The 12,943-nt window shown below is 67.8% G+C and carries 16 protein-coding genes; 6 read left to right on the top strand and 10 right to left on the bottom strand.

Going from position 1 to position 12,943, the window contains the following annotated elements; all coding sequences use genetic code 11:
• Positions 1–27 precede the first annotated feature (27 nt).
• The 3 genes from OX89_RS10075 (at position 28) to OX89_RS10065 (ending at position 2,648) form a co-directional block, all read left to right on the top strand.
• Positions 28–1,029 carry a tripartite tricarboxylate transporter substrate binding protein gene (locus tag OX89_RS10075; protein ID WP_047350516.1) on the top strand — a complete coding sequence of 334 codons (1,002 nt, stop codon included), beginning with the start codon at positions 28–30 and terminating at the stop codon, positions 1,027–1,029.
• A 50-nt stretch (positions 1,030–1,079) separates the two neighbouring features.
• On the top strand, positions 1,080–2,066 hold the full coding sequence (locus tag OX89_RS10070) for a tripartite tricarboxylate transporter substrate binding protein (RefSeq protein WP_041836343.1): 987 nt from the start codon (positions 1,080–1,082) through the stop codon (positions 2,064–2,066).
• Positions 2,067–2,132: 66 nt separating this feature from the next.
• Positions 2,133–2,648 (top strand): M48 family metallopeptidase, encoded by a 516-nt coding sequence (locus OX89_RS10065; RefSeq protein ID WP_047350544.1) that lies wholly within the window; start codon positions 2,133–2,135, stop codon positions 2,646–2,648.
• A gap of 67 nt (positions 2,649–2,715) precedes the next feature.
• Here OX89_RS10065 and murI read toward each other — a convergent pair whose 3' ends face one another.
• The 10 genes from murI to OX89_RS10015 form a co-directional block, all read right to left on the bottom strand.
• Entirely contained in the window at positions 2,716–3,591 is an 876-nt protein-coding gene (murI, locus tag OX89_RS10060; protein ID WP_011806020.1) for a glutamate racemase, read from the bottom strand.
• A gap of 371 nt (positions 3,592–3,962) precedes the next feature.
• Positions 3,963–4,394, bottom strand: coding sequence for a GFA family protein (locus tag OX89_RS10055; protein ID WP_047350515.1), 432 nt, complete (start codon positions 4,392–4,394; stop codon positions 3,963–3,965).
• 25 nt (positions 4,395–4,419) lie between these two features.
• Positions 4,420–5,064, bottom strand: a complete 645-nt coding sequence (locus OX89_RS10050) for a DUF938 domain-containing protein (protein WP_047350514.1) — start codon at positions 5,062–5,064, stop codon at positions 4,420–4,422.
• Positions 5,065–5,075: 11 nt separating this feature from the next.
• Entirely contained in the window at positions 5,076–6,059 is a 984-nt protein-coding gene (gene dmeF / locus OX89_RS10045) for a CDF family Co(II)/Ni(II) efflux transporter DmeF (RefSeq protein ID WP_047350513.1), read from the bottom strand.
• Positions 6,056–6,328: a metal/formaldehyde-sensitive transcriptional repressor gene (locus OX89_RS10040; protein WP_047350512.1), complete on the bottom strand. Its 273-nt coding sequence runs from the start codon at positions 6,326–6,328 to the stop codon at positions 6,056–6,058. Before OX89_RS10040 ends, dmeF begins: the two co-directional genes overlap by 4 nt.
• A gap of 203 nt (positions 6,329–6,531) precedes the next feature.
• On the bottom strand, positions 6,532–7,626 hold the full coding sequence (locus tag OX89_RS10035; RefSeq protein ID WP_047350511.1) for a tartrate dehydrogenase: 1,095 nt from the start codon (positions 7,624–7,626) through the stop codon (positions 6,532–6,534).
• A gap of 337 nt (positions 7,627–7,963) precedes the next feature.
• Positions 7,964–8,425 (bottom strand): GatB/YqeY domain-containing protein, encoded by a 462-nt coding sequence (locus OX89_RS10030; RefSeq protein ID WP_047350510.1) that lies wholly within the window; start codon positions 8,423–8,425, stop codon positions 7,964–7,966.
• Positions 8,426–8,522: 97 nt separating this feature from the next.
• Positions 8,523–8,735: a 30S ribosomal protein S21 gene (gene rpsU / locus OX89_RS10025; protein WP_007833691.1), complete on the bottom strand. Its 213-nt coding sequence runs from the start codon at positions 8,733–8,735 to the stop codon at positions 8,523–8,525.
• Between the two features lie 129 nt (positions 8,736–8,864).
• Entirely contained in the window at positions 8,865–9,269 is a 405-nt protein-coding gene (locus OX89_RS10020) for an antibiotic biosynthesis monooxygenase (protein ID WP_047350509.1), read from the bottom strand.
• Positions 9,266–9,619, bottom strand: a complete 354-nt coding sequence (locus tag OX89_RS10015) for an NIPSNAP family protein (RefSeq protein WP_011806012.1) — start codon at positions 9,617–9,619, stop codon at positions 9,266–9,268. Before OX89_RS10015 ends, OX89_RS10020 begins: the two co-directional genes overlap by 4 nt.
• Positions 9,620–9,727: 108 nt before the next feature.
• Between OX89_RS10015 and OX89_RS10010 the strand changes: the two genes are divergently transcribed.
• From OX89_RS10010 to sufC, 3 genes are all read left to right on the top strand, one after another.
• Positions 9,728–10,456, top strand: coding sequence for a helix-turn-helix transcriptional regulator (locus OX89_RS10010; protein WP_047350543.1), 729 nt, complete (start codon positions 9,728–9,730; stop codon positions 10,454–10,456).
• Positions 10,457–10,597: 141 nt separating this feature from the next.
• Positions 10,598–12,091: a Fe-S cluster assembly protein SufB gene (gene sufB / locus OX89_RS10005; RefSeq protein ID WP_015913746.1), complete on the top strand. Its 1,494-nt coding sequence runs from the start codon at positions 10,598–10,600 to the stop codon at positions 12,089–12,091.
• A gap of 80 nt (positions 12,092–12,171) precedes the next feature.
• On the top strand, positions 12,172–12,942 hold the full coding sequence (sufC, locus tag OX89_RS10000; protein ID WP_047350508.1) for a Fe-S cluster assembly ATPase SufC: 771 nt from the start codon (positions 12,172–12,174) through the stop codon (positions 12,940–12,942).
• Position 12,943 lies beyond the last annotated feature (1 nt).

The raw sequence follows: 12,943 nt of genomic DNA, 5'->3' as shown, positions 1-12,943 counted from the left end.
CACATCCATAACGACAGGAGACAACCCATGCCTTTGACCACTGCATTCCACGGCCGCAGGGCCGCGCTGGCCTTTGGGGCCGCTGTGGGCGCACTGCTGTGCAGCGCCCCCCTGGGCGCCGTCGCGCAGGACAAGTACCCCTCCAAGCCCATCACCCTGGTGGTGCCGCAGGCCGCGGGCGGCGCCAACGACGCGATTGCGCGCGTGCTGGCGCAGCGCCTGAGCGAGCAGATGGGCCAGAGCGTGGTGGTGGACAACCGCCCCGGCGCGGGCGGCACGCTGGCCACGGCGGCCCTGGCGCGTGCCAAGCACGATGGCTACACGCTGCTGGTCACGGCCGACAGCGCGCACGTGATCGGCCCGGCGCTCTACAAGAACCCGGGGTTCGACGCCGTCAAGGATTTCGAGCCCGTGGCGCCCGTCGCCACCGCCGGCTATGTGCTGGTGGCGCATCCTTCGTTCCCGGGCAACAACGTGGCGGACCTGATCCGGCTGGCCAAGGCCAGCCCCGGCAAGTACGCCATCGCCTCGGCTGGCAACGGCACGCTCAACCACCTGATCGGTGAGCTGCTGCAAAAGGCCGCTGGCATCCAGTTGCAGCACATTCCCTACAAGGGCTCGGCGGCGGCCGCCACCGACGTGGCGGGCGGGCAGGTGCCGCTGTCCGTGCAGAGCCTGCCCTCGTCGATCGCCTTCATCAAGGCGGGCAAGATCAAGGTGTTGGGCGTGGTGAACGAAAAGCGCGTCGCCGCGCTGCCCGACGTGCCCACCATCGGCGAGACGCTCAAGGGCTTCGGCCAGGCACCGTGGTACGCCATGTTCGCCCCGGCGGGCACGCCCGCGCCCATCGTCGAGCGGCTGCAGGCCGAAGTGGCACGCGCGCTGGACCACAAGGATGTGGTGGACAAGCTCGCCGTCGTGGGCTGCGAGCCGTTCAAGGGCACGTCTGCCCAGCTGGGTGCGCTGGTGCAGTCCGACCTGCCCAAGTGGGCGCGCGTGGTCAAGGACACCGGCGCCACCGTGGACTGATTCTTCCATCCCGATTTCGCACAACTTTCAACAAGGAGACACAACCCATGATGACCACGCGCATCACACGCAAACATTTCGGCGCACTGGCGCTGGCGGCTTTGGCGCCCCTGGCGCTGTCCACGGCCTGGGCGCAGGGCGGCTACCCATCGCGCACGGTGACCTTCGTCGTGCCGGCCGCCGCCGGCGGCACCACCGACATCTCGGCCCGCATGGCCGCGCAGGCGCTGGCGCCGGTGCTGGGCCAGTCGGTGGTGGTGGACAACAAGGGTGGCGGCAACGGCGCCATCGCGGCCAACATCGTCAAGCGCGCCGAGCCCGATGGCTACACGCTGCTCATGCAGTACTCGGGCTACCACGTGATCTCGCCCCATCTCACCAAGGCACCGCAGTGGGATCAGAAGGACTTCCAGCCCATCGCCAACGTGATCTCGGCGCCGCAGATCATCGTGGTGCGCGACGGCCTGCCGGTGAAGACCCTGGCCGAGCTGGTGGCCTACGCCAAGGCCAACCCCGGCAAGCTCAACTACGCCTCGTCGGGCAACGGCTCGCTGCAGCACGTGACCGGCGCCATGCTGGAGCAGCAAGGCGGCATCAAGATGGTGCACGTGCCCTACAAGGGCACGGGCCCCGCGCTGCAGGACCTGCTGGGCGGCCAGGTGGACCTGACCTTCGGCACCGCACCGCCGTTCATGCCCCACATCCAGTCCGGCAAGCTGCGCGTGCTGGCCGTCACGGGTAAGGAGCGCCTGGCCAGCCTGCCCGACGCGCCCACCACGGCCGAGGCCGGCTACCCGGGCGTGAACGCCACCTCGTGGTTCGCGCTGTTTGCGCCCGCAGGCGTGCCCAAGCCGGTCATCGACAAGCTGGCCGCCGACATGAAGAAGGTGGTAGAAGACCCGGCCTTCCGCAAGAAGGCGCAGGAACAGGGTGCCGCGGCCGACTACCAGGGCCCGCAGCAGCTGGGCGAGCGCGTGAAGAGCGACTTCGCCAACTGGGCGGGCGTGATCAAGAGCTCCAAGATCGAGGCGGAATAAATCCGCCCTACACTGGGCGCCCTTTGGAATGCGGCGGCACGCCCGGTGCCGCTGCCCGGCGCCCTGATGACAGCCCCTCTCGATCTGCCCTACCTGCGGGCCTACGCGCCCGCGCTGCAGGCCCAGGCCCATGCGCTGCTGGCGCAGGGCCAGCTGGGCGCGCTGCTGCAGCGCAAGTACCCCGAGGGCCACGCGGTGCGCAGCGACAAGGCGCTGTACGACTACGCCCAGGAATTCAAGGCGCGCCACCTGCGCAACGCGGGCACGGTGAACAAGGTGCTGTTCGACAGCAAGATCCACGTGGTGCGCCATGCGCTGGGGCTGCACACCCACCGCACGCGGGTGCAGGGCGGGCGGCTGGCGGCGCGGCATGAGATCCGCGTGGCCGCGCTGTTCAAGCAGACGCCCGACGAGTTCCTGCGCATGATCGTCGTGCACGAGCTGGCCCACCTGCGCGAGAAGGACCATGGCAAGGCCTTCTACCAGCTGTGCACCCACATGGAGCCGCAGTACCACCAGTTCGAGTTCGACCTGCGCCTGTACCTCACGCACCTGGACGCGGGCGGTGAGCTGCTGTGGTGAAATGCTATTGAAAAAATAGCTGCCAGCGCTTGATAGGTAAGCGCTACGGCCCGTTTTGGCTTAAATCTCAGTCGATCTGCAGCGCCGCGCAGTACTGCGCGGGCAACTGTAGCCAGCGCTCGGCTGCCGACTGCAGCGCGGCCAACTGGCCGGTGGTGTAGAGCTGGATGTGCCCCGGCGCGGCGGGCGCGCCATCCGCCGCGTGCTCGGGTGCGAGGGCGCCGGCCTGGTCGAGGATGCGCCGGGTCTGGCGCGCCACGGGCGCACCTGTGTCGATGATCTGCACATCCGGTCCCACCAGGGCGCGCAGCATGTCCTTGGCGAACACGTAGTGGGTGCAGCCCAGCACCAGCGTGTCGATCTCGCCCGTTTTCAAGCCAAAAGTGCCCAGCGCGCCCGTGTACTGGACGCAAAGCGCTTCTATTTTTGCCATGGATGCGGCGGCGGGCAGCGGCTCCTCGGTGCTTTGCTCGATGGCGCGCGCCAGGCCGTCGCAAGGCTGCACCGAAAAGCGCGTGCCGGCCGAATGCCCATCGCGCAGGCGCTGAAAGCGCGCGCTGCCCACCGTGCCGCGCGTGGCCAGCACGCCCACGTGGTGCGTCTGGCTGCTGGCGGCGGCTGGCTTGAGCGCCGGCTCCACCCCGATGGCGGGCAGGTCGGGCAGGGCGGCGCGCAGTTGTTCCACCGCGGCGGCGGTGGCCGTGTTGCAGGCGACCACCAGCGCCTTGATGCCGTGGTGTTCGCGCAGCCAGCGGGCGATGGCCAGCGTGCGCTGCTGCACGAAGGCGTCACCCTTGGCGTCCCCATAGGGAGCGTTGCCGCTGTCGGCCAGGTAGACGAAATGCTCGTGCGGCAGTTCGTGGCGCAGCGCCTGCAGCACGCTCAGGCCGCCAATGCCGCTGTCGAACACACCAATGGGACGGGCGGCAAGGGGCGATGTCATGGAAGGCGTGGCAAGAAATCGGGGAAAGGGCACCGCTAGGAGGGGGCGGCGGCGCACGGGCCTCCAGTATGCCCGTGCGGTGGCCGGGCTGCAGGGGTGCGCTCTAGGGCCTGTTCACACTATTTTTGCCAGTGCGAATGGCGTGAAAACCGCGCCAATCTAGGCGCGTGACGACGCCAAGGCCGGGGCCTTGGCTAGGAGGGCAACGACGCGTGGCGCGGTTCTCACTCCGTTCCCTCCGGGTTGCGATCAAAAAGGGCCATTCGCGGCGTTGCCAAGCCTCGCTGGGGTAGCACCCCAGCTTCGTTTGGCGCCTTGCGCCTGGCCCTTTTTGATCGCAACGCATCTGGCAAAAATAGTGTGAACAGGCCCTAGGCCGCGCCGGGCAGTACGTACCCCTGCGGGTGCTGGGGTAGATCGTCCTGGAGGGGCCACCAGCTGCAGCGCGAGGCCACATGCATGTGGAATGCCGGCGCCGTGGCCACGGGCTCGTCCAGCAGGCCTGCGCGGATGCGCACCACGCCGGGCAGGCTGTCGCGCTGGCTGAATACTGGCGAACCGCAGATGCCGCAGAACACGCGCCGCTTGCCGGGGGAGGACTCGAAGCGCCGCAGCAGGTCCTGGCCGGCCTGGAACTGCAGCCGATCCACGTCCACCGGCAGATTGGCAGCAAACGCGCTGCCCTGCGCGCGGCGGCACTGCGCGCAGTGGCAGATCTGGATCGGGGCCAGCGGCCCGCGGATCGTGAAGCGCACGCCCTGGCAGAGGCAGGCGCCGTGGTGCAGTGGCTCGGATGGGTTCATGGCAGACGGCGAGGGGGTGTCGGCGTCACTCTACGGCAGGCTCCGCCGGGGCGGCGGTGCGGTGGAACACCAGCAGCCGGTTGTTCGCAGGCATGGCGTGGTCGTGCGCGAGCGCGAGGCCGTGCTGTGCCGCCAGTGCCACGATGTCCTCGAAGTGGCGGATGCCGCTGTGCGGGTCGCGCTGGCGCAGCCAGGCATCAAAGGCGCGGTTGCTGTCACTGGTGTAGGTGCCGCCGTAGTTGAAGGGGCCGTACAGCGCCAGCACGCCGCCGCCAGGCAGGTGGGCACCGGCCAGCGCGAACAGCCGCTGCACCAGCGGCCAGGCCACGATGTGCGCGGTGTTGCTGCTGAATACCGCGTCGAACGGCCCGCTGTCAGGCTCGCCCTGCGGCCAATCGCTGTGCGCCAGGTCCAGCAGCAGCGGCGGGCGCAGGTTGGGGGCCGGGTGCTGCGCATGCCAGGCGCGTATGCCCGCGTGGTTGTCCGCCAGGTCGCTGGTCTGCCACACCAAGTGGGGCAGGCGCGGCGCGAAATACACGCTGTGCTGGCCTGTGCCCGAGCCGATCTCCAGCACATGCCGCCGGTCGGCAAAGGCCTGCTGCAGCACGGCGAAGATGGGCGCCTGGTTGTTTTCGCAGGCCTGGGAAAACGGCAGGGGAGGGTGACTCATGGCATGTGTGCTCAAAGCGCCTGTACTTCCACGGTGACGTGCGACAGCTCGTGCACTGGCAGCAGCAGGGCCTTGTAGTGCTGTGCGGGCTGCGGCGTGGCCGAGGCGACGGAAACGATGGCAGCAAAATGGCCCGGGCCGACCTGCCAGACGTGCAGGTCTTTCAGCGTGTCGCCCGTGGCGGCGAGGATGTCCTCGATCTCCTGGCGGACCTGCGGCCCTTCCGCCGGCGCATCCAGCAGCACGCTGCCGGCGTCACGGATCAAACCCCAGGACCAGCGGGCGATCACCAGGGCGCCCACCACGCCCATGGCCGGGTCGGCCCAGAGCCAGCCGTAACTGCGCCCCACGAGCAGCGCCGCGATGGCCAGCACGGAGGTCAGCGCGTCGGCCAGCACATGCAGGTAGGCCGCGCGCAGGTTGTTGTCGTGGCCATGGCGGCCGTGATCGTGGTCGTGGTCGGCGTGGTGATGGTCGTGCCCGTGATCGTGGCCATGGTGGTGGTGCCCATGTCCGCCATGCAGCAGGCGGGCGGACACCAGGTTCACCACCAGGCCGATCACCGCCACGGCGATCGCCTGCTCGAAGCGGATGGGCACGGGGTTGGTCAGCCGCAGGAAGCTCTCCCACGCGATGAGCAGCGCCACGATGGCCAGCACCACGGCGCTGGCGAAGCCGGCCAGGTCGCCCATCTTGCCGGTGCCGAACGAGAAGCGTGGGTTGGCCGCATGGCGGCGTGCATACCCATAGGCCAGCGCCGTGATCAGCATGGCACCGGCGTGCGTGGACATGTGCCAGCCGTCGGCCACCAGGGCCATCGAACCGTACAGCTTGCCCGCCAGGATCTCGGCGACCATCATGCCGGCCGTCAGCGCGATCACGAGCCACACACGCCGCTCGTTGCGCTGGTGCTCTGCGCCCAGGAAGACGTGGTGATGGTCGGCGGGGAAGGGTGCGGGCGCCGCGCCCGCGGTGTGCAGGGTGGAGGAAGTCATTTCAGGTACGAGCGCAGGATGTCCATCATTTCTTCGCCGCCGGTGCGGCGCTCGGCATCGGTGCCGGCGTCCACCACATGAGCCTGCAGGTGGCCCAGCATGACTTCGGTGGTCAGACCATTCATGGCGCCGCGTGCCGAAGCGAGCTGCCGCAGCACTTCTGCGCACGCGGCGTCACCCTCCAGGGCGCGCTCGATGCCCTCCATCTGGCCCTTGATGCGCCGCACGCGTGCGATCAGCTTGTCTTTTTGCCCGCGGGTGTGGGACATGGAATGACTCGAAAATATAGTGTGGGGGGCTATGCTAACCCGGCCGCACGGACCGCGGCGGGAATGCGGCCATTGCGCGCAGCGGGCGCGTGCGCAATATGTTGCTGAAATGGGCTGCAGCGCTTGATGGACAAGCGCTACATGCTATTTAATCAATAGCGTAAGTCCGTTGACGGAAACATGCCGCGCCCTGCGGGCGGGGGTTACCCGTGCGCGATGCGCGCGGCGATGGCCTCGCCCACCTGCGTGGTGCTTGCCGCACCGCCCAGGTCTGGCGTGCGCGGGCCGCTTTTGATGATCTCTTCGATGGCCGCAATGATGGCATCGTGGGCCTGCCGCCCCGCGCCTTGGCCGTGGGTCAGGAAGTCCAGCATCAGCGCACCGGACCAGATCATGGCGATCGGGTTGGCGATGTTCTGGCCGTAGATGTCGGGCGCCGAGCCGTGCACGGGCTCGAATAGGCTGGGGAAGGTGCGCTCGGGGTTCAGGTTGGCCGACGGTGCCAGGCCGATGGTGCCGGTGGTGGCGGGCCCCAGGTCGGAGAGGATGTCGCCAAACAGGTTGGTGGCGGCCACCACGTCGAAGCGGCCGGGCTGCAGCACGAAGCGTGCGGTGAGGATGTCGATGTGCTGCTTGTCCAGCGTGACTTCGGGGTAGCCCTTGGCGACATCGTCGGCGCGCTGGTCCCACCAGGGCATGCTGATGGCGATGCCGTTGCTTTTGGTGGCCAGCGTCACGTGCTTGCGCGGGCGGCTTTGCGCCAGGTCGAAGGCGAACTTCAGCAGGCGGTTGGCGCCGTGGCGCGAGTAGACCGATTCCTGGATCACGATCTCGCGGTCCGTGCCCTCGTACATGATGCCGCCCAGCGACGTGTATTCGCCCTCGGTGTTTTCGCGCACCACGTAGTAGTCGATATCGCCGGGCTTGCGGCCGGCCAGCGGGCAGGGCACGCCCTCGAACAGGCGCACGGGGCGCAGGTTGATGTACTGGTCGAACTCGCGGCGCATTTTTAGCAGCGAACCCCACAGCGAGATGTGATCGGGTACGGTCGCCGGCCAGCCTACGGCGCCGAAGAAGATGGCGTCCATGCCCGACAGCTGCGACTTCCAGTCGTCGGGCATCATCTGGCCGTGCCGGGCGTAATAGTCGCAATGCGCCCAGTCGAAGGTGTGCAGTTCCAGGTTCAGACCGAAGCGCCGGGCGGCGGCCTGCACGGCGCGCAGGCCTTCGGGCATGACTTCCTTGCCGATGCCGTCTCCGGCGATCACGGCGATCTTGTGGGTGCGTTGCTGCTGCATGGGTGGCTTTTCAAACGATGTAAGCCCGCCATTGTTCACCGAGGAGAGCGTCCGTTCAATGTGCGCGCCCGTGTCTGCGTCTTTCGTGACGTTGGCAGGACGTTTGCCGCTGCGCACGGAATGGCGGGGGGACGCCCAGTACGGGGGCCGCGCCCCGCGCAGCCCAGCGGTCTGCCAGCAGCCAGGTCTGTAGGTGTCCGAGCGGCTGTTGAGCGGGGCGTGTGCGGCGCAGCGAAAACGATAGCTACCAGCGCTTGCCAGCGAATGAACTCAATGCCAAATGGGTCTGTGATCGAGACACATCAAGCGCGAGCAGCTATGAATAGCATAGTGGCAATTAACTGCTCAGCGCGGCCTTCACGGCGGCCGACACCTGGCCCATGTCGGCCTTGCCGGCCAGGCGGGTCTTGACCACGCCCATCACCTTGCCCATGTCTCCGGGGCCCACCGTCTTGCCCAGTTCTGCGCCGACTTCGGCCACGATGGACTTCACTGCGGTAGCCACTTCGTCGGCCGACATGCGTTCGGGCAGGTAGGCCTGCAGCACGGCCATTTCGGCCTTTTCCTTGTCGGCCAGGTCCTGGCGGCCCGCGCCCTCGAAGGCGGTGATGCTGTCCTTGCGCTGCTTGATCAGCTTGTCCACGATGGCCAGGATGGCCGCGTCATCCAGCGTGATGCGCTCGTCCACTTCCTTTTGCTTCATGGCGGCCTGCAGCAGGCGGATGGTGCCCAGGCGCTCGCTGTCCTTGGCGCGCATGGCGGTTTTCATGTCTTCGGTGATCTGGTCCTTGAGGCTCATGGTGTTTCTCCAGTCAAACGGTGTAGAAAACAAAAAACCCGCGCTTGGCGTCCCTAGCGCGGGTTTTGTGGCGTCTGGTGTCAACGCCGGGCTGTGCTTAGTACAGCTTCTTGGGCAGCTGCATGCTGCGCACGCGCTTGTAGTGGCGCTTCACGGCGGCAGCCTTCTTGCGCTTGCGCTCGGCGGTGGGCTTTTCGTAGAACTCACGGGCGCGCAGGTCGGTCAGCAGGCCCAGCTTTTCGATGGTGCGCTTGAAGCGGCGCAGGGCCACGTCAAAGGGTTCGTTTTCTTTTACACGAATGGTCGTCATTAGCTAATGTTTTCCAATAGGTGCCGCTAGCGGGTTTTCGGGAAGATCGGGCCCAAAAGCCATATACGGCGGTTTTCCCCGTCTGTAACTAGTATCCGGCCGACGGGGTCATGCCAGCAGAGCCGAGCATTATAACGGCTCTGCGCTGCCGGGCAAGCGGCTGCCCGGCGCGGGGTTGGGCACAGGCCGCGGCGCATGGCAGGCGCGCGAGTCGGCGGGTGTCTCTCCTCGCGCATGTAGGCCGTAGTCGCGCTGCACGGTGGCCACGCGCAGCCGGTAGTCGGCAAACACGCCTGCGCGGCCCGTCGCCTGGGCCTGGCGGTGCTGCGGCAACGCGCGCCAGCGGGCTACGGCCTCTTCGTCGCGCCAGAAGCTCAGCGACAGCAGCTTGCCGGGCGTGGACAGGCTCTCGAAGCGCTCCACGGAGATGAAGCCGTCGATGGCCTGCAGCGCGGCGCGCAGGTCCGCTGCCAGGTCCAGGTAGGCCTGGCGGCCGTCGCTGCTCGGCTGCACTTCAAAGATGACGGCGATCATGGCTGGGCCTGCGTGGTGGTGGGCGATGCGGGGCGCGCGAGGGTGCCCGCCACCGCCTCGGTGAAGCTGCGTTCCTCGCGCAGGATGAAGCGCTGGCGCTGCGCCATCTCGAAGTTGGCGCGGCCCTCGGGGTCGGCCTTGAGCCGGGCGCGGTAGGCCTCGTAGTCGGCCAGGCTGGCGAAGGCGATCAGGCCCCACGCCTCGTAATTGGTGCCCTCGCTGGGCAGGAAGTAGCCCAGCAGGTGGCCGCCGCAGCGCGGGATGATGCGCCCCCAGGCTTCGGCATAGGCGCGGAAGGCCTCGCGCTGGAAAGGGTCGATCTCGTAGCGGATGAAACAGGTGATGGGCATGGCGTGCTCCTGTGGTGGGTGGATGCGTCCATGGTGCCGGCCGTCGCACGGCCGATGTTTCGTCCCGGAACGAAGCGTGCGCCGGGCTGGCTGCGGCACACTGCGCGCATGAATACCAACCAGATTGCGCATGTCGCGGCCCTGGTGGGCGAGCCGGCGCGCACCGCCATGCTGGTCGCGCTGATGGACGGTCGCGCCCTCACGGCACGTGAATTGGCCGAGGCCGGGCGCGTGTCTGCCGCCACGGCCAGCCGCCACCTGGGCCTGTTGGTGGAGGCCGGGCTGCTGGTGCTGGAACGCCAGGGGCGCCATCGGTACCACCGCCTGGCTTCGCCCGAGGTGGCGCATTTGCTGGAAGGGCTGATGCAGCTGGCCGTGCGGCAGGCGACGGCGCCGCGGCCCGTGGTCGTGGGCCCGCGCGACGCGGCGCTGCGCCAGGCGCGTACCTGCTATGACCATATTGCCGGCCGCCTGGGCGTGGCCATCGCCGCGCACCTGTTGGAGGAGGGCGCCATCGTCTTCGATGACGATGCGGGTGGGCGGGTGACCGGCCGGGCGCAGGCTGTGCTGGCACCGCTGGGCCTGGCCGCGCAGGACGCACTGGCCGCAGGCGCCGCGCGGCGCCCACCATGCCGGCCCTGTCTGGACTGGAGTGAGCGCCGCCCCCACATGGCCGGGCGCCTGGGGGCGCTGCTGTGCGTGCATTGCCTGGAGCGCGGCTGGCTGCGGCGCGCGCAGGCATCGCGCGCGCTGGAGATCACGCCGCCCGGCGTGGTGGCGCTGCGCAACTGGCTGGGCGTGGTGCGCTGGGGCGAGGTGACCGGCTCAGTGGGGTGATGCGCTGGCCTGACGTCAAGCCGCTGGCCCAAGAAGCGGCGAGCCGGTAAACCCCTGATGCGGGTGCAGGGACCGCATGCGGGTTTGGCGGATTTTTAAAAGATTCATAACATATGAATATTAAAACTCCGCCCCACGGTCATGTCCTCACAACCCGCCATCCTCGATGCGCCCGTCGCCGGTCGCGAGGCGCCGCAGGCGCCCGCGCTGGAGCAGGCGCTGCAGCGCCCGTACCAGCACGGTTTCGTCACCGACGTCGAGTCCGATTCCCTGCCGCCGGGCCTGGACGAGGACACCATCCGCGCCATCTCGCGCAAGAAGCGCGAGCCGCAGTTTTTGCTGGACTGGCGGCTGGCGGCCTTCGAGCGCTGGCGTGCGATGGAGCTGCCCGACTGGGCGCACCTGAAGATCGAGCCCATCGATTTTCAGGCGCTGAGCTACTACTCGGCACCCAAGTCGCTCAAAAACGCACCCAAGAGCCTGGACGAGGTGGACCCCAAGCTGCTGGAGACCTACGAGAAGCTCAACGTGCCGCTGCACGAGCGCGCCCGCCTGGCGGGCGTGGCGGTGGACGCGGTGTTCGACTCGGTCTCGGTGGGCACCACCTTCCGCGAGCAGTTGGCCGAAGTGGGCGTGATCTTCTGCTCGTTCTCGCATGCGGTGCAGAACCACCCGGAGCTGGTCGAGAAATACCTGGGGACCGTGGTGCCGCAGGGCGACAACTTCTATGCCGCGCTGAACTCGGCGGTGTTTTCCGATGGCTCCTTTGTCTACATTCCCAAGGGCGTGAAGTGCCCCATGGAGCTGTCGTCCTACTTCCGCATCAACGCGCAGAACACGGGGCAGTTCGAGCGCACGCTGATCATTGCCGAGGAGGGTAGTTCGGTCAGCTATCTGGAGGGCTGCACCGCCCCGCAGCGCGACGAGAACCAGCTACACGCCGCCGTGGTGGAGTTGATCGCGCACGACGACGCGTTTATCAAGTACTCCACGGTGCAGAACTGGTACCCCGGCGACGAGAACGGCGTGGGCGGCATCTACAACTTCGTGACCAAGCGCGGCCTGGCGGCCGGCAGGCGCTCGCGCATCGCCTGGACGCAGATCGAGACCGGCTCGGCCATCACCTGGAAGTACCCCAGCGTGGTGCTGCGCGGTGACGAATCGAACGGCGAGTTCCACTCGATCGCCGTGTCCAACCACTTCCAGCAGGCGGACACCGGCACCAAGATGATCCACCTGGGCAAGAACACCACCAGCCGCATCGTCTCCAAGGGCATCAGCGCGGGCCACGCGCACAACAGCTACCGCGGCCTGGTGCGCGTGAACCCCGGCGCCGCCGGCGCGCGCAACCACACGCAGTGCGACTCGCTGCTCATCGGGCCCGACTGCGGCGCACACACCTTCCCTTACGTGGACACCGCGCGCAGCGATGCCGTGGTGGAGCACGAGGCCACCACCACGCGCATCTCGGAAGAGCGCCTGTTCTATTGCCAGCAGCGTGGCATCGACCCGCAGGAGGCCACGGCCCTCATCGTCGGCGGCTTTTGCCAGGCGGTGCTGGAAGAGTTGCCCATGGAATTCGCGCTGGAAGCCAAGGCGCTGCTTGCCGTGTCGCTGGAAGGTGCGGTGGGTTGAGATGACAAAGTTTGAATGAAAAAGGACTCTAGCCCTTATCCATTCAGCGCGAACAGCTATCAAATTAATAGGAAACCCACATGACCTCCACCACTCCTTTGCTGCAAGTGCGCGACCTGCGTGTGCGCGTTGGCGAGCGCACCGTGCTGCAATCGGTCTCGCTGGACGTGCCCGCCGGCGCGCTCGTCGTGCTGATGGGCGCCAACGGCAGCGGCAAGAGCACGCTGGGCATGGCGCTGGCCGGCCACCCGAGTTACCAGGTGCAAGCCGGCCAGGCGCTGCTGGACGGGCAGGACCTGCTGCAGCTGCCCGCGCATGAGCGCGCCCGCGCGGGGCTGTTCGTGTCCTTCCAGTCGCCGCCCGATGTGCCGGGTGTGAAGAACAACCTGTTCATCCGCACCGCGCTGAATGCCGTGCACGAGGCGCGCGGCCAGCAGCCGCTGGATGCGTTCGACTTCCTGGCCAGCGCCAAGCAGGCCGCCCACGAACTGGGGTTGCCCCAGGCCATGCTGGGCCGCCCGGTGAACGAAGGTTTTTCCGGCGGCGAGCGCAAGCGCAATGAACTGCTGCAGCTGGCGCTGCTGCAACCGCGCCTGGCGCTGCTGGACGAAATCGACTCGGGCATGGACGTGGACGGCGTGCGCGCCGTGGTCGCGTTGGTGCAGAAACTGCGCGAACAGGGCACGGCCTTCATCGTCGTCTCGCACTACCTGCACCTGATCGAGCAGCTGCAGCCCGACACCGTGCTGCGCCTGGACCAGGGCCGTATCGCCGAGACGGGCGACGTGGAGCTGGCGCGGCGCATCGCCCGCACGGGCTTTACGCGCCAACCTGCCACGGCGGAGGCATGAC

Origin of the sequence: Diaphorobacter sp. J5-51, from assembly GCF_001023515.1 — a bacterium.
In the GTDB taxonomy this organism is placed as follows: Bacteria; Pseudomonadota; Gammaproteobacteria; order Burkholderiales; family Burkholderiaceae_C; genus Diaphorobacter; species Diaphorobacter nitroreducens.
This window is presented reverse-complemented; position numbering and strand designations above follow the sequence as displayed.